Below are 21,841 nucleotides of genomic sequence, written 5' to 3' on the forward strand. Positions count from 1 at the left end.
GTTTTTTCAGGCTTTTATTCATTATTTTTTAATGGTAAATACACCCACACTGTAGGGGTAATTTATGAATTGCTCCTACAGTGTGGTTTTTGAAATTATACCTATTTTGTATTTCTTGTCAAGGCGTAATTCCTATTATATATTATTAGGACTTACGTAAATATTTTATATGTATAGGTTGAGGCATTTAAGAGAAGCGTAGCATAATGCACCATCGCCACTATTAGTAGTTTTGCTACATAATTCTTGTATTATAACTAAGTTGAATAAATAAGAAGTCGAGTCACACTTGATGCACGAAACTTGCATTTTCATATTAATATTTCTCGATCTTGTGGGACTGATTTCTCTGGTTAAGCGATCGCTAGTTTCGATCATCTGATAGGTGTTGAGTGAGGAATGGTGATGGATTGGTTAATTGCAACAATTAAGATTGGGCTAGCTACTGCTGTGGCAACAACGTTTGACGACAATATTTATCTAACTGCTTTCTTCAGTGAGGTTAATCGGACTTTTCGTCCTCAGCATGTTGTGGTTGGCGAAATTATCGGGTTCACGGTATTAGTGACAGTAAGTTTCCTTGGTTTCTTACTCGGTTTAGCAATTCCGTCAACTTGGACTGGTCTACTGGGGATTTTGCCGATACTCATTGGCTTGAACAATTTGTTCAACCTAAATAAGGATGATTCAGCTGAAGATAAGTCAGCTAATCTGAAAAGAAACTCTAAATTTAAAGGATTTGATTCCAGAAAGCGATCGCTTTGGGACTTAATCCGCGATCCCCAAACCTATCGCGTCTCTGCGGTAACAATTTCTAACGGCGGCAATAATCTTGGGATCTATATACCCCTGTTTGCCAGCAGCAGCATTCAAAATCTGGCCGTGATCGTACCAGTTTGCTATTTCATTGTTTGCTGCTGGCTATTTATGTCTTATACTTTGACTCATCAACCCGGTATCGCCTTGGTACTCAGCCGTTATGCTGGTAAGATTTTCCCCTTCGTGCTGATGTGGCTAGGTTTCAGAATTTTGATGGACAGCGAATCCTATCGTCTTTTTCTACCGAACACTTGAAATTTAATTAGCTGATGTTAGCCGTACCATCGCTGAGTGCATAGCAGTCAACCGCCGAACGATCTGATCGATCTCCAAATCTAATATGCTGTAATCAATGACTACCTGACGAATCGGTGTATGTCCTTGATTGATGGCTAACTCTTCTATCCGGGCTGTACGCAGTGCTTGTAGGTGCGGCTGGATTTTTTGCAGCGTTTCTTCCAAGTCAGGTAAGGGCGGTGGGGTAATTTCCTGCTGTACCGAATCAGCTAACTGTTCTAAGAGTAGGGAAATTTGGCAGACAAAGGTTTCTAATTCCGGGAGTGGCACTGTTTTTCGGAAATGTTCGAGATGTACTGCCAAAACTGTCACGGCGTTAGCAAAACGTCCCATGTACAGCAGCAGCGTCATTACTGGTTCTACTAATTCTTGGTGCATTTGGGGTTTCGCGCAGCAATCCTTGGAAGGAGGCTTGGGCATTGCCAATTGCTAGTCCAGTTTGTCGCCGTTGACTGATAATGCTAGAGTCACGCTCCTTTATACCTTGGTAAACAGCCATCACATCCCGAAAGTATTTGTGGGATTCTCGCAGTGCTGTGGTGAGTTGACTAGGTAAACGATCGCGTTCCCAGTTTGGCCATATAAAGTAATGACTCCCGAAAGCCAGTCCCGCCCCTATTAATGTATTCAACACCCGAAAGCCAGCAAATTGCCAACTAATAGGATGACCAATATCGATAATTAGTAAGACAAAGATTGAGAAGAAAACCACTGAATACCCATAGTTGAAACCGATCAGGGAAACGCCAAAAAATACTGTCAGCAGAATGATGATGTCTAATAGAGGCTTACTCGTGATGGTTGCAAGTAAGATAGCAGCTAAGACAGCTCATAAAATTGTCCCGCCAACTCGCTGGAAAAACCGTTTGAAAGTTGCACCCAAGTTTGGTTTCAAGACTAGCATGATTGTCAGTGTTACCCAATAGCCCATTGGTAAATTTGTAACGCTGTATAATATCACGCCTACAGTTAGACTCACACCAATGCGGAGAGCATGGCGAAAGATTGCTGAGTTTAAAGTAAGGTTTTCTTTGAGTAAACTTAAGAGCGATCGCTGTTCGTCTTCAAATAAAAGAAGTCTATCTACATCTCGTTGACTCATTTTGCTGCGATCTGCCAGAGATTTAGTTGTCTGAGCCGTGTATTGCAATTGCTTGATCAGCTTTTCGATCGTTAGCACCAGGTTACTGAGAGCAACGAGGGTTGTGTAGTCTGTCTCACTCCCAGCAATTGCTTTTCTTTGCAGACTTTCTTGTTCTTTTAGTGCTTCATAGATGCGCTTGAGATTTCCCAAGTCGATGCTAGCAGGCTTGCGAGATATGACTTTGGCTATAGCTTGAAGAATGACTGATATTTCTGCGAGTGCATCGTCCACTAATTGCTGGACTGTATAATATTGCTGTTGTTGGAAGTGAGTTTCTAGTAATTCTGTTAAGGCAACAACTAAACCAAGCAAGCGATCGCCATCCTGAATTAACAGCAAAAACGGCTCATTTATCCAACTCCGAGACGACTGTCCAATCCATAATCTACCTAAAGTAGTGCGTGCTGTTTCTAATGCTTTTCTAATTTCGAGAATATTTTCAGATGTTGCTACTTTACCTACAAATGCCTGAATGTAATTGGCAATTGCACTGAAGCAGTCAGCCAAAGCTATCCGTATTGGGTCATAAGGTCTAAAAGGCCACATTACTAAGGAAAGTAGCATCGCCCATCCACCTGCAATTAGACATAGCAGCGATCGCATGAGTGCAACTTCCAAGTTTCCTGGCTGTGCGATCGTGGTAATAAATGATATTCCTACCACCAGACCAACATTAGCACCAGCATTGCCGTACAGCGACGCAAAACCGGAAGCAAGTCCCCAGAGTAATGTCAGTACTACAGCTAAGGCTGGAACTTGAGCGACTAGAGTACCCACAAATACTGAAACAGTAATTCCCAAAGTAGCCTGTGCCATAGCCTTAGCTTTGATTTGGTAAGGGCCACCAATATTCGCTAAGTTGACAAAGTGAGCCATTAAACCAACCAATAATCCGCTTTCTCTTTGATTGATGAGTTGCCCAATTAGCATGGGAACCCCCAACGCTAATGCAGCTCGTAAGCCGTTAGATATTGCTGGTTTTCCTGGCTCTGATTGGATCAAAAAGCTGAGGAAATTACTTCGATTCAACTGCATTTTTTTGTTAACAAAACAAAATTTTTATCTGAATTATCTTAATATTTCGATATATTCAGATTTATTCTAGTTGATGGTGGGCAATTAAGAGCTTTTGCAGAAAGTCAATCTTATGATGCACATTTTGCCACTTTATAATTCATCCTTAATTATTCGTTAACAGATATGAGTTTTATCGTGGCTGACGGGACACCTATACGGCGGTAACTTGGAAACCCGCATCGCCCAAGAAGTCGTTTTGGGAATTGGTGGTGTTCGCGCCCTACACGCTTTGGGAATTGAACCTTCTGTCTATCACCTCAACGAAGGACACGCTGCATTCTGCACCTTGGAAATTGCCCCTTTTTTTGCTCCTAGTGTCGCAAGCGATAAGATCATAAATAAATTCATGCTGTGTTTATGGCAACCCAACTCAGCCAAGCCAAATCACCAACAGAACTGGTAATCTCTTGGGAAGCCTTGCCCAAAGATTTTCAACTAGAGGATGAACCAGTGGAGAATACCGGTCAGCCACTTTTAGCTGGTGCTTTGCGTGAAAGCTTAGAAATCAGTGGATTCATTCAACCTCAGATGTTGATAGCTTCAAACTTTGGTCTTTGTGCGACTGTCAACAGTCAATTTATTGCCAAAGCACCAGACTGGGTTTATGTACCGTCGGTTAATGAAGTGGTGGCTAACCGCAAAAGTTATACACCCAATTTAGAAGGGGATATCCCAGCGATCGCAATCGAATTTTTATCCGATACTGAGGGTGGAGAATATTCGGTCAAGCGAACTTATCCACCCGGAAAATGGTTTTTCTACGAGCAAATTTTGCAGATTCCCATCTACGTGATTTTTGAACCTTATGGCGGTTTATTAGAATATTATCAACTGGAAAATAAACGCTATGAGTTAAAGCAACCTGACGAAAATGGTCGTCATTGGATTGATCTAATGGGCTTATTTTTGGGAACTTGGCAAGGAACCAAAGAAGGTCGCACTGGGTATTGGTTGCGCTGGTGGGATCGAGATGGTAATTTGTTAGCGTGGGCTGTAGAACAGATTGAACAAGAACGTCAACGTGCTGAACAAGAACGTCAACGTGCTGAACAAGAACGCCAGCAAAAAGAACGACTGATTGCTTATTTGCAATCTCAGGGTATTGACCTGAATAACTTGCCCCCGTTTTAGTAGAGGCAATTCATAAATTGCCCTTACGAGAATCATCCGATTTTGCAAAACCAACTAGTTTGCTATAGCAATCCTGAATCGTTCCTGAAAAATAATATCGCCGACTTATTTGAAAAATCGGGGACAGGGAGGTTGTAGCGGTAATGCTTTTGGGCTGATTGATAAGTATGGGTTAATTGCCTGGATTCGTTCACGAAATATATAGCTTTCCAGGCGTTTATCTTATTTCAATCTTCAAGCATCTCCAACAATTGCGCCTCACCTAACTGTGTAATTCCCAAGGAAATTGCTTTTTCTAACTTGGAACCTGCATCTTCTCCTAATACTAAATAATCTGTTTTTTTACTAACTGAATCAGTCACTTTCCCCCCAGCTTTTTGAATCAAAACCTTCGCTTCATCCCGCTTCAAGGTTGGCAATGTACCTGTAATTACAAAAGTTTTACCTATGAACTTTTGATTACCATCACCAACTATTTTTGTTTCCTCTGTGGCAGTTAATTGCAATCCTTCTGCTTGCAAGCGTTCTATTAAACTTTGGTTAGCATCAATCCGAAACCACTGGTACACAGATTGGGCAATTTCAGCACCAATACCATAAATGCCTTCAATATCTGATTGCTTTGCTGTAGCTAACTGGTCTACAGTGAAATACTTCTGAGTCAACAATTGGGCATTTACACTGCCAACGTGACGGATGCCTAAACCATACAAGACCCTTGACCAAGGTTGATTTTTTGATTGAGCGATCGCATCAAGCAATTTCTCTGCCAACTTTTTCCCCATCCTTTCCAATGCAGATAATTTCTCTGCTGTCAACTCATATAAATCGGCAACGGAATGCACCAAACCTTTATCAACGAGTTGATACACCAGCTTTTCCCCCATACCTTTAATATCCAAGGCATCACGACTTACCCAATGTTCAATGGAACCTTTGAGAATCGCCGCACAGGAAGCATTGACGCACCGAGTCACAGCCTCACCTGATTCTCGCACCACTAATTGACCGCAGACTGGGCAATGGGTGGGCATAACGAAGGGTTCGGTGTCAATGGGACGGAGTTCTTTGATTACCCTCAGCACTTCTGGAATGATTTCTCCAGCTTTGCGGACAATCACAGTATCGCCAATGCGGATGTCTAATTGAGTAATGCGATCGCTATTATGTAAAGTCGCGCGGGAAACTGTTGTTCCCGCCAGTTGCACCGGGCGCATCTCGGCTAATGGCGTTAACGCCCCCGTTCGTCCCACATTCACAGCAATATTTTCTACACGGGTAGGCGCTTCTTCAGCTGGGTACTTCAAAGCGATCGCCCAGCGGGGGAATTTCTGCGTAAACCCTAGCTGTTCCTGAAGTTTAAAAGAATTCAGCTTCACCACTACCCCATCAGTCATGTAGGGTAAATTCAGCCGTTCCGTATCCCAAAATTCATAATATTTTGCCACTTCTGCGATCGAAGCACAGAGTTTATGGTTGGGGTTGACTCGAAAACCCATCTTTTCTAACAACTCTAAAGCTTCCCATTGGGTATTAGCAATACTGGTGTCATCTCTACCAGGAATGTGCAGTGTGTAGCCAAAGAAATCTAATCGGCGTTTAGCAACAATGCGGGAGTCTAGTTGCCTGAGTGTACCAGCTGCGGCATTGCGGGGATTAGCAAATAATTGCTCACTTGCCTTTTGCCTTTCCTCGTTGATACGTTTAAATACTTCCAACGGTAAAAATGCCTCACCTCGCACTTCCACCCTTTCTAAAATTTCTAACCCTTCAAAATTCAAACGTAAGGGAATTGAGCGAATTGTCCGCACATTTTGAGTGATATCTTCACCCGTTACCCCATCACCCCTAGTTGTCCCTCTAACTAGAATGCCATCTTGGTAAGTAAGAGCCAAAGCAGAACCATCAATTTTAAGTTCACTGACATATTCCACTGAATCTATTTTCGGTACTTGTCGCCGCCAACGCTGATCCCATGCTTGCAACTCATGAATATTGAATGCATTCTCCAGACTGTACAAGGGGATATTGTGCCGCACCGAGGTAAACTGCGTATGCCTAAGCTCACCCACCCGCTGAGTCGGACTATCGGGTGCTGTTAATTCTGGATATTGAGTTTCTAGTTGTTGCAATTCTCGATATAGCTGATCATAGACTGCATCCTCCATGATTGGAGCATCTAGGACGTAATAAGCGAAGCTTGCTTGTTGCAATAACTGGCGCAATTCTTCTGTGCGCTTTACTTCCGGCTTCATCTGTGTCATTAGAATTATTATAAAATATCTAGAATTAGGGCTAACAAATCATACATTTGTACTATACAAAATTTTTTTTGGCTTTTGAGCCATATCTAAAGCTAAATAAGTTTTACCAAATTTTCTGCTACTCAGTACTTGAATCGGGCAATAGTGGCACGAAACTTTGTCTGATTGGAACAGGGGGGATCGTAGCAAGAGGAGTTAATTAAATACATCATTTAAAGTCTATCTATCGACAGATGGATTTATTATTACTAAACCTGAGTTCGGGATAAGGAAAGGGACAGGTAGTAAGCTGAAAATAACGTCAAATCCAGCACCTGTCCGATGTTTAGTTTAGAATTTTTGTTCTGCTATGTAGATGATTTTTGTAAGGCGTTTGAAAGCCAATGGCACAAAAAGCTGTTGGTACATGCAGGAATAAGACGGATTCGGGCTAGAAGTCTGTGTTTGAGTGAAATAATGACGATACTGATTGCATTTCATCAAAATCACTACCGGAATTTCAAGCATTTTTATTTGAATCATGTCAAACAGCTTTCTTAGTTGTGCTTTTCCGGGACTGCCGAGTTATCAACGATTCATTGAATGGATACCATCAACCTTGATACCTTTGTGCGTTTACCTGAAGCATTGTTTTGGACAGTGTACGGGTATCGGTTTTATCGATTCAACATGTCTGAAGGTCTGCCATAATCGTCGGATTTCTCGGCATAAGGTTTTTGAAGATTTAGCCGCTCGTGGAAAGACTTCTGTGGATTGGTTTTTCGGGTTTAAGCTTCATCTTGTCGTCAATGAACTTGGTCAACTCTTAAATGTGGTTCTTACTCCTGGTAATATTGATGACCGTCAACCAGTTCCCGATTTCCTCAGTGATCTGTTTGGCAAAATATTTGGCGTTAGCGGATATGTCTCTCAAAAACTGGCTTCTCAACTTTTGCAAGAGTTCGGCATTAAATTTTTTGCCAAACCCCGTCGCAACATGAAAAACTATTTGATGCATCTCCATGACAAGCTCTTATCCCGTAAACGCTCCATTATTGAGACTATTAACGATCAACTCAAGAATATTTCTCAAATCGAACATTCTAGACACCGAAGCCCCGTTAATTTCTGCGTTAACGTTTTGTGCGGATTAATCGCTTATTGCCATCAACCTAAGAAACCCAGCCTTCAGATGGAATGGCTTTTACCTCAATCTGCTTAACCCAAACTCAGGTTACTTAGCAACTAGCTACTGTCAGCCTTCAGTAATGCACTTTCCCTGAGTACTAAGTATAATTCCACGGGTAAATGCAGAGCGATCGCTAGTTGAGAAATTGTGAAAAACAATGTAGAGACGTAGCATTGCTACGTCTCTACAAGGATTATGAATAACGCATATTTAATTGCACCAGAGTCTACTAGAGAACTGGGTTGATTCGCTGTGAATAGGCGAAATTAGGTGTAGGGTGGGGCATCACCCACCCTTAACTGTTATCCAACTACCTCAGCAGTCTTCTTCTTATCCAACTTGAGAATCAACACACCCAAAGGTGGCAAACATAAATCCAGTGAATAAGGATGACTGTGCAAAGACCACTCATCCGTCCATTTACCACCTAAGTTGCCCATATTGCTGCCACCATACTGACGGGCATCACTATTAAACAATTCAGTATAAAATCCCTTTTGCGGTACACCGATACGGTAGTGAGAATGGGGTTGTGGTGTAAAATTGCAAACCACGATTGCAAAATCATCAGAATCCTTGTCACGACGCATGAAGGCAACTACACTATGGCGGTTATCGCTACAGTCAATCCACTCAAACCCCGGTTGGGCAAAATCCTGGGTGTACAAAACTGGTTCAGAACGGTAAAGATAATTCAAATCGTGGAAAAACGTTTTTAACTGTTGGTGGGCTTCATGTTGCAATAAATGCCACTCCAAATCTGTCCAATCATTCCACTCACTCCATTGCCCAAACTCCATGCTCATAAACATGGTTTTCTTGCCTGGGTGAGCAAACATATAGGTAAATAAACAACGCACATTAGCTAACTTTTGCCATGTATCTCCCGGCATTTTGCCGATGATATTGCTCTTGCCATGCACGACTTCATCGTGAGACAGGGCCAGCATGAAGTTCTCGGTGTGGTTGTACCACATACTAAAGGTGATATTGTTTTGGTGGAACTGGCGGAACCAAGGGTCCATGCTGAAGTAATCCAGCATATCGTGCATCCAGCCCATATCCCACTTCAAGTTAAAACCCAGTCCGCCTGTATAGGTGGGCCAAGATACCATTGGCCAGGAAGTGGATTCTTCAGCAATTGAGAGAGCACCGGGGAAATAGCTAAAGATAATGTGATTTACCTGACGTAGAAAATCTGCTGCTTCTAGGTTTTCTCTGCCACCATACTGATTGGGCAGCCATTCTCCTGGTTCGCGGCAATAGTCGTTATAGAGCATCGAGGCAACAGCATCGACACGAACCCCGTCAATGTGGTACTTATCAAACCAGAAGAGGGCATTTGCTGCTAAGAAATTACTAACTTCATGGCGACCGTAATTGAACACCAAAGTACCCCATCCTTTATGTTCGCCTTTGCGGGGGTCAGCGTGTTCGTATAGGTGGCTACCATCAAAGAAAGCTAAACCATGTCCATCTTTGGGGAAGTGACCAGGAACCCAATCTACAATTACCCCTATATCATTTTCGTGACATTTGTCAATAAAATACATCAAATCTTCGGGTCTCCCAAAACGCGAGGTAGGGGCATAGTAACCAGTTACTTGATAACCCCAAGAACCATCAAAGGGATGTTCCGCAATGGGCAACATTTCTATGTGGGTGTATCCTAATTCTTTGACATAAGGAATGAGTCGGTCAGCTAGTTCTCGGTAGGTAAGGAAGCGTGCGCCCGGCTTTAGTCCAGAAACGACAACTACTGGTTCAGTTTCACCATTGGGAAGTTTAGCTGGTTCTGCACTCGAAGCGTGTAACCAAGAGCCTAAATGCACTTCGTAAACTGAAACTGGCTGAGTTAGGGGGTCAATGCGACGCCGCTTTTCCATCCAGTTTTCATCACTCCAACTATAAGCATCTAAATCAGTGACAATGGATGCAGTTTTCGGGCGAAGTTCTTGCTGGAAACCGTAGGGATCAGATTTTTCGTAAATGTGTCCTTCAAAATTTTTGATTTCATATTTGTAATGCTCTCCCACACCGATTTCAGGAATAAATAATTCCCAAATTCCAGTGCGACCTTTACGCATCTGATGTTTACGCCCATCCCAGAGGTTGAAATCTCCCAGCAATGAAACATTACGAGCGTTGGGTGCCCAAACAGCAAAATAAACGCCCTTAACGCCACCTATTTCCGTGGGGTGCGCTCCCAGTTTTTCGTAAATCCGATGATGGTTACCTTCACTAAACAAATGCAAGTCAAAGTCTGTCAAGCGGGGAGAACGGAAAGCGTAAGGGTCATAGATGACACGTTCGTGTTCTCCTTCTTTAATCCGTAACTGGTAGTTTGCCAGTTCGGCAGTTTCAATGGTGCATTCAAAAAAGTGAGGATGATGCACTGTTTGCATTGGGTATTCTTTACGTTGTTCAGGAAGAACGACCCACGCTGCACTTGCATTTGGTAGGTAGGCCCGCACAGCCCAGACAGTTTTGCCGTCTTGCTCTATGGGATGAGAACCTAGTATTTCAAAGGGATCGTTATGCTGATTCCAAACGATGCTGTTAACCTGTTCAGGGGCGATCGTGGTCATGGACATGAAGCTACCTAAGTAAAATAACGTGATTGACTAAATCTACTTTTGTAATATCTATATATATTCTTTACATTTATTTGCAATTTTGTCGCCACCGTTATCCTACATCAGAATGGGGTATTGGGCATGAGGCATTGGGCATAGGGCATGGGGGAGCCACTGCGGTCTTCTCCCAAAGGGAGACGCTAAAAGCGATAGCGCAGCGTTAGCGAGTCTGCAAGTATCTGGGGTCTCCCCAAGTGGAGCAAGTGGCGTCATTGGGCAGGGGATGAATGACAAATGACGAATTTATCAAAAATTTAGAAATGGGAAAAACTGCAATAATGTTTTACGTAAGCGAAGCAAGAAAATCTGTTCTCGAATTTTGGGGTCTAATTTTGGTGGCGGGACTTTTTGCAGCTGGGCTTGCAATTGGATATACTCAGCAGCTGTTAGGAATCTTCCATCAACAGGCGATCGCGCTTCTATAATAATCTTTGTGCGTAATATTTCTTCTGGTGTATCCTCTGGTGGCGGTAATGCTATTGCTGCCGATCTCCAATAGCTACTTAAGACAATCGAAGTTACAGTAATTACAATTAAGCTCAGTAATTTTAGAGATTTTCTCGTTTTAACTCTCCTCATCTCCCGAACTACGTTCACAACGCAGGATGAAAATCTGTTTTTCTCATGCCCAAATTTTCCCAATAAAAATCTGGCAATATCAAGGGAGATAACCAGGTCTTTCCTGATACGGAATAGACTACAGGAATGCTCAAGAGCAATTGCCAGCGATCGCAATAATTTATTTTACCCTCTCAAAACTCAATAGTGTAAGCAATCTAAAATGCCAAACGAGGGAAGTATCTGCCTACAAAATAGCTTAGATTCACTCAACTCCCTTGGACTCATAACAAGGTTTGAGCGGGCGGGACTTTCAGAAGGACACTTGGTAGAGGACATAATCCTCTTTACCAGTGTCCTCTACTTCCTGGCCTACTTCGTTGATATTTGAGCAAACTCTAGGCTCTGATAAACCAGCATAAAAATGAGGTTTTTTCGTGAACCCAATTAATTCGAGGATGTTTCGAGCTATGTAGTGAGCAATGCTGTCACTAAGTAGTTCTGGGCGCGATTTAAACTAAAGTTTAAGATGCCTTATTTAGGAGTCGCTGCGGGAGTAGTTGCAGGAGTCGCTGCGGGGGTAGTAGCGGCAGGAGGAGTCTTAACAGGTGCATCAGTTGGTTCACCTGTAGCAGCTGGAGTAGCACTACCAGCACCATCACCACCACCTTCACAGGCCCCAAGAATTGTAGCCAGACTTAACATTAGAGCAAAACCAAAGATTTTTGTTTTCATAACTCCTCTTTCACCAATTGTGGCTAGAACAATTTTTCGCCTGTTGAATACGATACCGTATTTATTGCTTTTTTTAAATTCTGCGAGATTACATACTTTAAAAAAACAATCCTTTGGGGTATTGTTTTTGGAATTACGTATCCTAATTAGTTTCTCTTAACTCAGGAGCAAAACGAAAATTACCAACTTGTTTAGCAAATGAAGCTATGATAGCAAAAAATTTTATTTTTTTCACAGAGTATTGCATCTGGCTACGTGACGTTGCCATACTTTAGGTGCGATACCTAAAAGGTAAGCTGTCCAGTTTCTAATCGCTGATTGCAAACATTGCATATCTAGGGGATACAAACATTGATACAGCTACCTATGAGAAAAGTTAAAAGGGTATAGTCTGTTATGTGTGCTTGTTGCACAGAAGGTGATTTTAACTTTAGCAAAACAGACAATCAATCTAAAATGCAGGATTTTCCATCTAAAAAATTTTTAAATTTATGGTAGTTGCTCGTAAATCTACTGTTTCTACAAGGGGTAATTGGTTCTGGCGAGATTCTATCCTTTCTTTAGGAAGGCGACACTCTGCGCGTATGGAGTCAGCAGCACAGAGTGCTTCTACACCAGTATCCTCTCAAAAACAACAGCGTTCTTCCAAAAAATTAGCGGTTTCTCCCACAAATGAGGCAGTTATAGCCAAATCAGTGAAACACTTGGGTAGACAACAATTACCAAATCTCAATGAGCAGTTGAATGCGAACCAAAAGACTCTGGGGGTAGGTTTTCTTGGTCTTCCCACAATGCCTAATTCTGGAGCCGCACCTTTGTGGTTGCTGCGCTTGTATACCTTTCATCGTTATTCGTCAGTTGTAGCGTTCTTGTTAGTAGCATCGACACTTGCTGTTTATGCTTGGACAGTCTATTCTCAAGAGCTTTGGGGTCAGTCATATCGCAGATTGCAAAACCTCCAACGTCATGAACGGCTGCTAACGACAACCAACGCGACGCTGAAAAATAAAATGGCTAATGAAGCAGAACAACCAACAGCAGGGCTGGTATCACCAACTCCTGAAGGAATGATTTTCTTACCTCCAGCATCTCAGAGTCCGAAGCCAGCATCGCCTAACACAACGCCAAATTCTGAAACGCAACCGCAAACACTCTCGCCACTGGGATACTAATCGTAATTCGTCAGAACCCAATGCAGAAGTCACCAAGCAAAACAAAATTCAGAAAGTTTCGGAATCCAAAATTTACAGGGCGACACAAGGGTGATAAACGAGGGCTTTTGGGACAATTAGCCTCTAGTATGCAAGACCAAACATCCAATACTAAGTCCCGACTGTTCATCGTCTGGGGTGTATTAATGGCATCAGGGTTGGGGTTGGCTATTAACTTGTATAATCTACAAATTGTCAAGGGGCCAAAGTTAACTGAGCAAGCACGCAACCAGCAAATGCTGAATGTGCGACCTTTTATGCCCCGTCGCCCAGTGGTAGATCGCAATAGCGATCTGTTGGCTATTGACCGCCCTGTATATACTTTGTACGCTCATCCCAAGCTGTTTGATAAGTCTAATGAAGATATGGCAGAGCGACTTGCCCCAATTTTGGCAAAAGATACTGCTGAATTGGTGAAAACTTTTCAAAGCAAAAGAAGCGGAATTATACTTGCGCCAGCCTTACCAGAAGAAATTATCGATCGCGTCATCTCTTTGCGCTTAAATGGCCTGGAGTGGACTCAAAAATACTCCCGATTTTACCCACCAGACGATTTGGTTGCTGATGTGGTGGGCTATGTGAATGTTGACCGCCGTGGTCAAGCTGGTGTGGAATATTCTCAAGAGAAGTTGCTAGAACGTCCTGTGCAAACGGTGCGGCTCAGTCGGTCGGGAAATGGAACCTTGATGCCGGACCGGGCGCCTGAAGGTTTTTTGCATTTTGACGATTTGCGATTACAACTTACTATCGATAGCCGTCTGCAACGAATTGCTCGGATTGCGCTCAAACAACAGATGCAGAAGTTTGATGCTAAACGTGGGGCAGTAATTGTCATGGATGCATTGGATGGTTCTTTACTCGCCCTCGTTTCTCAGCCTACTTATAATCCGAATGAATATGCTAAATCTGATATCTCGCTATTTAAAAACTGGACAGTAGCGGATCTTTATGAACCGGGATCGACTTTTAAGCCTTTGAATGTGGCGATCGCTCTAGAAAATAACATCATCAAACCAGATGATATGTTTAATGACTCCGGTTCGATTCGAGTTGCTAATTACACTATCAAAAATGCCATGAATAATGCTAATGGGCGAATCAGTATCGCTCAAATTTTGCAATATTCTAGCAATATTGGCATGGTGCAAATTATCCAACGTTTAAAGCCTTCAATTTACTATAACTGGTTAGAACGATTGGGACTAGGACAAAAAGTTGATACAGATTTACCTTTTGAGGTTGGGGGACGGCTCAAAAGTCAAGAAGAATTTATCGCTTCGCCAATTGAAGCAGCTACTACTTCCTTTGGACAAGGCTTTTCCATGACACCGTTACAGCTAGTACAAATGCACGGTGCTTTAGCTAATGGCGGTAAGTTAGTTACACCCCATGTAGTTCGCGGGTTGATTGATAGCAAAGGGCAGATGCATGATTCACCCACTCATACCATCCCCCGCCAAATTTTTTCAACCGCAACAACTCAAAAGGTTGTGGAAATGATGGAAACTGTTGTTACTCAAGGCAGCGGTAAGCCGGCACAAATTCCGGGATATCGCATTGCTGGTAAAACTGGTACAGCCCAAAAAGCTAGTCCCAATGGCGGATACATAAAGGGTGCTAGAATGACCAGTTTTGTGGCTATTTTACCCGTGGAATCTCCTCGTTATGTAGTGTTTGCACTGGTGGATGAGCCAAAAGGAGAAAGTGCTTATGGTTCTACTGTCGCCGCGCCAATTGTAAAGTCGGTGATCGAAGCACTGATTCCTCTTGAGCAGATTCCGCCTAGTAAAGCGATCGAGCAACAGACACAAGTGCCGTAGGGAGCGGGGAGAAATCAATTCAAAATTCAAAATTCAAAATTGTTGGCGCAGCGTCTGTCTGCAACATGCTATTCGCGTTCGTACAGAAGAAAAAGACTAGGGGAGATGTAGCTTTAGCTTACCGCAGGGCGGGGGATGAGGAGGATGAGGAAGTAGAGGGAGCAGTGGAGTGGAGTTCAAAGACTCGTCCGCGAGTATCAAAGACTGATTCACGAGTAAAAAAGATTCATTCACGAGTAAAAAAGACTCGTTCACGAGTATTAAAGACTCATCCCCTATTCCCCATGCTCACTTGCTCTGAGCGTTCGCGTAGCGTCTCGTAGAGAAGCCGAAGGGATGCCCAATACCCAATACCCAATGCCCCTTTCTTTTGAAACTTAATCTTTCTTTATAACCAGGGAAAGATGTACAGAAAGCTACTTGTGTGAAAACTTAAGTATTAGAGGTGAAAATAATTTTTCACTTTTCTAAAGCTACCGAAGATTCCATGCAAAGCAATTTAGTTATATTTCCTAAAGCTGGGGCTGCGAAAAATAGCACGCAAACAGAAGAAAGAACAATTACCCAGTACGACCGTGCTGAGGAGCAATTTATAGAACTGCTAGCAATGGAGGATTTGGATCGTCAACTGGATGCAAAACCTTCAATAGCCAGTGAGTTTGAACAGTCGCTCTCTATGGCAATTGGCACTGCTTATGGAAACGATCGCTCTGATGAACAGGCTCACCGTTTTCTCCAACGGATACTTTATCGAATTAATCGGCTAAAGCTGTTTTGGTATGACGATTTGCAGCATTATACTAATGAGCGATCGCTGTATTTGCACTCTTGCCGTGACAAAATTGAAGCTGCTTGGCAACAGTGGGAACTAGCACAAATCGATGTGGCTGCATTGCAACAATTGGATGTAAAACAAGCTTTAATTGAGCGTGCATCTGCCGATTTAAATCCACCTTTGTCGGAGAATAGCCGCTACATTCGTGAGGAAATGACTGAAGTTGGCTATCGTCACTTGCTAGCGATCGGCTCCTTTGATGGTTTGGTTGAAGGTAGTCGTCTTTGCTACGTATTGGGTGGTGCTGCTAATGAAGTGCAGTGTACGCTGGTGCGAGTACTACTAGAAGAGTACGGCAATGGTCGTTTAGCCCGCAAGCATTCGACATTTTTTGCTCAAATGCTGGCTGAGTTTGGAATGAACACGGAACCGGAAGGATACTTCGATTTAGTGCCTTGGGAAGTCTTAGCTTGCGATAATCATAACTTTCTGACTACCGATCGCAAACGCTATTTCCTACGTTACAGTGGGGCGTTGACATATTTTGAAGTGGCTGGCCCTGCGGCTTACAAAAACTATCTAGCGGCGGCGCAAAGATTGGAACTATCAGAGGCGGCGATGGGTTATTGGGAACTACACATCAGGGAAGATGAACGCCACGGTCGTTGGATGTTAGATGATGTAGCTTTGTCTTTGGCAGAACGATATCCCAATGATGCGTGGGAACTGCTGCTTGGCTATGACCAAGAGAAACGAATGGGCGATCGCGCCGCTGGTGCTGTTATGCGATCGATACGCGAAGCAGAATAAGCTGCTTTACTCGTATGAGTAATTCCAAAAATTATCAATGGCAGGTTATTCTTAGCGTTTTAATTTGACATTCTAAGTTATTTTATTGCTAATTCTCCTGCAAACAAATTTCTTTAGCAACCCTTTGTTAAAGAAAAAGTTTTTTATTGCCTGAATACTAAGGTAATAAATAACCTCTCATTAGATTGATTATACCATACACTTGGAAGTGCAGTCAAATGAAAGATATCTTTTTTTGCCCTGAAGAATCTAATTTCTACTCCAACTGCTTAGAAAGCTTTGTGATCAGAAATTGTCAAAATTCTGAATCTATTGTGGAGTTTGGTTCAGGAGATGGCAGCCCTGTAATTAATTCTTTATTGAGAAACAAGTTTGATGGAGTCATCCAGGGATTTGAATTAAATACTTCTGCATGGAAAGTCGCAAATTCAACCATTGATGAATACAATCTCACTAATAAATACATCATCCATAATTCATCTTTGTTTAATTCTTCTCAACACGATGCTGAGTATCTTGTAGCCAATCCACCCTATCTTCCCGCACCAGATAACGATATTTATATGCCACTATTATTTGGGGGTGTAGATGGAGCTACAGTTACCAACAAGCTTTTATCGTTAGGTTATGAAAATGTATTGGTTTTAATATCTAGCTTTTCTAATCCAATAAATACATTGAACCTAGCAAAGCAGAATGGTTATTATGTTCAAAACTTCATGGTGTTACCTTTGCAGTTTGGCTACTATAGCTCCGATCCCAAGGTAAAGAAGCACATCGAAAAACTCCAAAAAAATCAGATGGCATTTTATTCTGGTAATTATTATTTTTTAGCTGGAGTTTTATTTAAAAAATGCCAGCAGTCTGTAATTGATTTATCTAATCAATTAGCTCAGGTGATGACTAGTTTGTGAAAATCGAGAACAACTTAGCAGTGATGTTATCTCTTGCCTAAAGTACGATGTGTCTCTAAGCGCAGCCTAGAGACATATTCTTAAAGATTTTTAACAAGCATTTTTATAAATGCATATTTCCAAGTAATCATTTTCTCTGCCTGAAGTTATTGCATTAACTTATTTGTTGTATGGCTGCATTGCTAGAGTGAGATTTGCGCTTGAACGTTGCAAATAAAATTATAGCAGCACCAAATGACAAAATAGGAACACCTGAAGTTGGTTCAGCTACAGAGACAGATGAGGTTGGTGTCAAGAGGAAGGCGTGTAATTCACCATTAACTGCACCACGACCGACAATTTGTCCATTATTATTAATGGCAGATGCTGCTGTCAAGGTAAAGCCAGCCTCTGAACCAGGAGCAATCAGATCATTTAAGTCGTACAGAGTGTTATCACTATAAAGAAAAGCCCGTAAACCATTGCCATCTGCGGCAAAAAAGTTATTGCTAGTGCCAGAAAACCCGACTACTTGACCCAAATTATTGATCCCCAAACCAGTACTAAACAAATCTGTAGGACGTAACCTACCGAGGTTTTGGAGTCCCGTGCTGGAACTGTACAGAAAAGCATGAGTATCATTTACGCCAGTGAGTCCCGAACTACCAACTACTTGCCCTGAGTCATTAATATCGTTTGCTTGACTGTATCTGTCACCAGGGAGGGTACCGAGATTAGTGATTATACCGTTGTCAGATAAAAAGGCTCGGCCGGAAGAACCGGAAATGCCAGCTACCTGACTTAGATTATTTATGCCGTAGGCAACATAATTTTCATTTAAGTTACTGTTAATAATAGTTGTCGTACCATTTCTGTATAGGAAAGCGGCTCCGTAGGGAAAGGCAAGTTTTGGGAATATACCGCCACCAGTTGTACCGCCAACCACCTCACCTGAGTCATTGATAGCATAAGGAATGCCTTTAAGACCAGTATTTTGCGTTGTTCCACCACTGTAAATAAAGACGTTATTATCACTGTCGGTCTTACCGATGGAATTACCAACTACTTGCCCCAAGTTATTGATACCAGTCACTCCAAGTTGACTATCACCAGGCAAGGGACTAATTTTTTGGAGCGAACCATTGCTGTAAAAAAAAGAACCACCTAAAGTATTAATGGCTATCTCACCTGAGTTATTAATATCTGTAGCGTAACTGTAAGCTTCTCCTGTAAGATTGCCTAAGTCAGTAAGTGAGTATAAAGATACCGCCAATGCCGACTTGGATGCAGTAAGACTGATTGCAGTGAAGGTTATTGCTGTTAGACAGGATTTCCAGTTGAGTAAAACCATGTTACTTTGCCGTGATTTTCTATTACCCTACTAAATTACCACTGAACAGTAGCGTGGTAAGCTGCTGTATCTGGGTAGTCGCTAAATACGCCATCAACACCTAAGTTGAAAAATAGTTCATATTCACCTTGAGGATTTCCTTGAAAATCCAATGGTAAAAAACAGTCTTCATTGCGGAAAGTCCAGACATGAACCAGCAAACCAGCCGCATGAGCATCGATGACTAAAGATGTAGGCGATCGCAATTTACCATTGTTGTCTCTAGGAACCAGTAAATTTTTATGAATTCCTACCGCCTGTGCATATTTGGCAATTTCTGCTAAACCTGATGCTGTGACTAAATCTGTATAGGTGCGTTCGCAGCCACTAACGACAAAATCATCAGGTTTACCACTGTCATTCAGCAATTGCACTAGAGGTAAATCAGTCTTTGTGGATAAATCTTGTAAATTACCTACTTCAAAAGACTGAATAAAAACAGGTGCGTTAGCTCCCTGATAACCGTTGGCTGTTAAAGTTGTAAGTAGCGGTGCTTCTAGGGCTAACCCAATAGATTGAAAGTAAGTTGGGTGCTTAGTTTCTGGGTAAATGCCAATCGTCCGATTAATTTCGCCACTTTTAACCTTAACTAAATCGATGATTTCTTGCAGTGTGGGAATTTCTAAGAGTCCATCATAGGCGGTATTTTGCGATCGCAGTTGGGGAATTCGCTCTTTAGCTCGTAGTGTTTTCAGTTCTGTTAGGGTAAAGTCTTCAGTAAACCAGCCAGTTTTTGATTCGCCATCAATTATTTTAGTGGTTTGAAGATGAGCAAATTCTGGATGGCTTGCAACGTTGGTGGTTTCAGAAATCTCATTTTCATGACGAGCAATTAAAATACCATCTTTGGTGGAAACTAAATCAGGTTCAATATAATCAGCCCCAAGTGCGATCGCTAATTCATAAGCAGCTAAAGTATGTTCGGGACGATAGCCGCTAGCACCTCGGTGTGCAATGATAATTGGAGATGTATCTTGGAAAGTTGTAGTCATTACTTTACCCACCTACACAGAAGCAAGCTATCCGTACCATGTTGTTAAGAAGCAGTGCATTACTAGGGTTTGATGCTGTAGCCACTTACGTCAATTAATAAGTATCCTTGAGCAACCAGTTTGTCAACCGTATTCAGTTAATGATATTACGTTAATAAGTATCAAAGGTAGATAAATCTAGTTCCAATATATCGAGCGAGAGCCGGAATAACTCATAATTCAATATAGTTTAGTTCTCTATCGAAACCAGAAAATAAGTATTTTTAGTTTTGCGATCGCTACTCAACCTAAAATTATTTTTAATTTAACTCTAAGTAAGTCAAGACAAATAAAACTGTCTAAAAATGGTTGCAATTTTTCATTGGTAAGAGTTTAAAGAGTTTTTACCTTTAATAATATAGTTATGTTTATTCTCACTGAATTACTTGTTAGATGATAGTTGAATTATTCAACAAATATTAAATTGGTCAATTCTGTAGTAATACTACACTAACTCGATAAAGGTTTAGTATTATTTGAAAAACTAATTATTGAGCAAAAAGTATTGCTATTAAATAATAAATCTGTCATATTTAAGAATCTTATTTGATATCTCCTTCAATCCTATTGTGTTTAACATATTCTAGAGAACTCATATTTAGTTTTTCACAAAACTCAGTACATATCTATTTTTTTATTCCGTATTCCCTACCTATACAAGTAAATTCAGGAATCAAATCAGATTTATAGATAATTAATTTTTTTTATTGTTTTATAATAGCAATTTAACCATGAATAGTTTGCAATCTGTTAAACCTCCAAAACTTAGTAGTTGTAATAACCAAGTTATCCTCGATTACTTTGAGAATGCTTGGCAACTGGAAGATATGTTATTGAAAAGTCTAGTTGGGGAAGAGACATTTTATCTCAATCCTGACCCTTTGAGAAATCCTCTAATTTTTTATCTGGGACATTCAGCTATTTTCTACATCAATAAATTAATTCAGGTAGGGTTATTAGAAAAACGCCTCAATCCAGAGTATGAGATTTTGTTTGAAATTGGAGTTGATCCAGAAATACCAGAGGAGTTGGATGAAGCGATCGCTCATCTACAATGGCCGCAAGTTGCGCAAACTTGGGAATATCGAGAACAAGCATATTCCGTAATTTCCGAACTAATTAAGATAACCCCTATTACTTTGCCAATTCATCCTAATCATCCTCTTTGGGCTTTAATGATGGGGATTGAACACCAACGTATTCACATTGAAACTTCTTCGATGTTAATTCGCCAACTACCAATTGAGAGAGTGAAACGTCCTCAAAATTGGCAATATGCCCCTTTTAATGGCTACACTCATCAGAACGAAATGATAGAAGTTGCTGGTGGGGTAGTAAAACTCGGTAAAGCCTTAGATGACTCTACTTATGGATGGGATATTGATTATGGCGATCGCACTGTTGAAGTTGCACCCTTTTTCGCCAGCAAATATCTGATTACCAATGCCGATTTTATTTATTTTGTAAAAGCTGGTGGCTACGAAAATCAAGACTATTGGGATGAAGAATCTTGGAATTGGAAAACTCGATACAATATTCAATATCCTAAATTTTGGTTACATGAAAATGGTAGCTACAAATATCGAGCCATGTTTGATGAAATTGACCTCCCTCTAGATTGGCCCGTGGAAGTCAATTATTATGAAGCAATGGCTTATTGTCGTTGGCAAGGGAAAGATACTCGTTTAATGAGTGAACCAGAATACCATTTAGCAACTTATGGTAATAGTTTATTAGATGATGTCGAAAATTATAATCTCAATTTAAAATTTGGCTCACCTAGTCCTGTTGGGATGTTAGAAACAGCCAAAAATTCTTCGGGATTGTATGATTTACGTGGGAATGTTTGGGAATGGTTGAGTAATAACCTAAACCCTTTTGCAGGATATCAACCTCATTTTCTTTATGAAGATAATTCTGCCATCTTTTTTGATGATAAACATCAAATGATGTTAGGAGGATGTTGGATAACTAATGGTACAGAAGCTTTAAAATATTACCGCAACTGGTTCCGTCCAAATTTTTATCAGCACGCTGGTTTTCGGATTGTTCAAGATATAAAAAGTTAACAGAATATACCTC

Annotated in this window: 17 protein-coding genes and 2 pseudogenes; 9 read left to right on the plus strand and 10 right to left on the minus strand. The window is 41.4% G+C overall.

The genetic code is table 11. From position 1 onward, the window contains the following. The first annotated feature begins 405 nt into the window (after positions 1-405). Positions 406-1,074, plus strand: a complete 669-nt coding sequence (locus tag V7K60_RS23180; protein ID WP_334928733.1) for a cadmium resistance transporter — start codon at positions 406-408, stop codon at positions 1,072-1,074. Between the two features lie 3 nt (positions 1,075-1,077). Here the strand turns inward: V7K60_RS23180 and V7K60_RS23185 are convergent, their stop codons facing one another. Together V7K60_RS23185 and V7K60_RS23190 are read right to left on the minus strand one after the other, a co-directional pair. Beyond that, entirely contained in the window at positions 1,078-1,494 is a 417-nt protein-coding gene (locus tag V7K60_RS23185) for a hypothetical protein (protein ID WP_334928735.1), read from the minus strand. Continuing rightward, a pseudogene (locus tag V7K60_RS23190) lies at positions 1,433-3,295 on the minus strand (FUSC family protein). Before V7K60_RS23190 ends, V7K60_RS23185 begins: the two are co-directional and overlap by 62 nt. Before the next feature lie 208 nt (positions 3,296-3,503). Here V7K60_RS23190 and V7K60_RS23195 point away from each other — a divergent pair. Together V7K60_RS23195 and V7K60_RS23200 are read left to right on the plus strand one after the other, a co-directional pair. Next, entirely contained in the window at positions 3,504-3,740 is a 237-nt protein-coding gene (locus tag V7K60_RS23195) for a hypothetical protein (RefSeq protein ID WP_334928737.1), read from the plus strand. Continuing rightward, complete coding sequence (locus V7K60_RS23200) at positions 3,695-4,468, plus strand: Uma2 family endonuclease (RefSeq protein WP_334928739.1); 774 nt, start codon at positions 3,695-3,697, stop codon at positions 4,466-4,468. The genes V7K60_RS23195 and V7K60_RS23200 overlap by 46 nt, the downstream gene beginning before the upstream one ends. Positions 4,469-4,695: 227 nt before the next feature. Here V7K60_RS23200 and ligA read toward each other — a convergent pair whose 3' ends face one another. Further along, a complete protein-coding gene (gene ligA / locus V7K60_RS23205; RefSeq protein WP_334928740.1) occupies positions 4,696-6,732 on the minus strand; it encodes an NAD-dependent DNA ligase LigA in 2,037 nt (678 codons plus the stop codon). A 321-nt stretch (positions 6,733-7,053) separates the two neighbouring features. Here ligA and V7K60_RS23210 point away from each other — a divergent pair. Continuing rightward, positions 7,054-7,933, plus strand: a pseudogene (locus V7K60_RS23210) (IS982 family transposase). Between the two features lie 269 nt (positions 7,934-8,202). Here V7K60_RS23210 and glgB read toward each other — a convergent pair. From glgB to V7K60_RS23225, 3 genes are all read right to left on the minus strand, one after another. Beyond that, the gene (gene glgB, locus V7K60_RS23215) at positions 8,203-10,494 is read right to left on the minus strand and encodes a 1,4-alpha-glucan branching enzyme (RefSeq protein ID WP_334928742.1); all 2,292 of its coding nucleotides are present in this window, start codon (positions 10,492-10,494) and stop codon (positions 8,203-8,205) included. 288 nt (positions 10,495-10,782) lie between these two features. Next, positions 10,783-11,115: a hypothetical protein gene (locus V7K60_RS23220; RefSeq protein ID WP_334928744.1), complete on the minus strand. Its 333-nt coding sequence runs from the start codon at positions 11,113-11,115 to the stop codon at positions 10,783-10,785. A 513-nt stretch (positions 11,116-11,628) separates the two neighbouring features. Then, positions 11,629-11,829, minus strand: a complete 201-nt coding sequence (locus V7K60_RS23225; protein WP_334928746.1) for a hypothetical protein — start codon at positions 11,827-11,829, stop codon at positions 11,629-11,631. Positions 11,830-12,320: 491 nt separating this feature from the next. Here V7K60_RS23225 and V7K60_RS23230 point away from each other — a divergent pair, with 491 nt between their 5' ends. Beyond that, positions 12,321-13,001, plus strand: a complete 681-nt coding sequence (locus V7K60_RS23230) for a hypothetical protein (protein ID WP_334928748.1) — start codon at positions 12,321-12,323, stop codon at positions 12,999-13,001. 20 nt (positions 13,002-13,021) lie between these two features. After that, on the plus strand, positions 13,022-14,860 hold the full coding sequence (locus V7K60_RS23235) for a peptidoglycan D,D-transpeptidase FtsI family protein (RefSeq protein WP_334928749.1): 1,839 nt from the start codon (positions 13,022-13,024) through the stop codon (positions 14,858-14,860). A 96-nt stretch (positions 14,861-14,956) separates the two neighbouring features. Here V7K60_RS23235 and V7K60_RS23240 read toward each other — a convergent pair whose 3' ends face one another. Then, positions 14,957-15,115, minus strand: a complete 159-nt coding sequence (locus tag V7K60_RS23240) for a hypothetical protein (protein ID WP_334928750.1) — start codon at positions 15,113-15,115, stop codon at positions 14,957-14,959. 232 nt (positions 15,116-15,347) lie between these two features. On the opposite strand from V7K60_RS23240, the gene V7K60_RS23245 reads away from it, so the two are divergent. Next, positions 15,348-16,445, plus strand: a complete 1,098-nt coding sequence (locus tag V7K60_RS23245) for an iron-containing redox enzyme family protein (RefSeq protein WP_334929395.1) — start codon at positions 15,348-15,350, stop codon at positions 16,443-16,445. Between the two features lie 218 nt (positions 16,446-16,663). After that, positions 16,664-17,359 (plus strand): SAM-dependent methyltransferase, encoded by a 696-nt coding sequence (locus V7K60_RS23250; RefSeq protein ID WP_334928752.1) that lies wholly within the window; start codon positions 16,664-16,666, stop codon positions 17,357-17,359. 154 nt (positions 17,360-17,513) lie between these two features. Here V7K60_RS23250 and V7K60_RS23255 read toward each other — a convergent pair whose 3' ends face one another. The 3 genes from V7K60_RS23255 to V7K60_RS35385 form a co-directional block, all read right to left on the minus strand. Then, positions 17,514-18,689 carry a DUF3466 family protein gene (locus V7K60_RS23255; protein WP_334928754.1) on the minus strand — a complete coding sequence of 392 codons (1,176 nt, stop codon included), beginning with the start codon at positions 18,687-18,689 and terminating at the stop codon, positions 17,514-17,516. Between the two features lie 35 nt (positions 18,690-18,724). After that, positions 18,725-19,720, minus strand: coding sequence for a glycerophosphodiester phosphodiesterase (locus tag V7K60_RS23260; protein WP_334928756.1), 996 nt, complete (start codon positions 19,718-19,720; stop codon positions 18,725-18,727). Positions 19,721-19,782: 62 nt separating this feature from the next. Then, a complete protein-coding gene (locus V7K60_RS35385; protein ID WP_442944464.1) occupies positions 19,783-19,857 on the minus strand; it encodes a hypothetical protein in 75 nt (24 codons plus the stop codon). A gap of 633 nt (positions 19,858-20,490) precedes the next feature. Here V7K60_RS35385 and ovoA point away from each other — a divergent pair. Then, positions 20,491-21,828 carry a 5-histidylcysteine sulfoxide synthase gene (ovoA, locus tag V7K60_RS23265; protein ID WP_334928758.1) on the plus strand — a complete coding sequence of 446 codons (1,338 nt, stop codon included), beginning with the start codon at positions 20,491-20,493 and terminating at the stop codon, positions 21,826-21,828. Positions 21,829-21,841 lie beyond the last annotated feature (13 nt).

The organism is Nostoc sp. (assembly GCF_036917555.1).
Taxonomy (GTDB): Bacteria; Cyanobacteriota; Cyanobacteriia; order Cyanobacteriales; family Nostocaceae; genus Nostoc.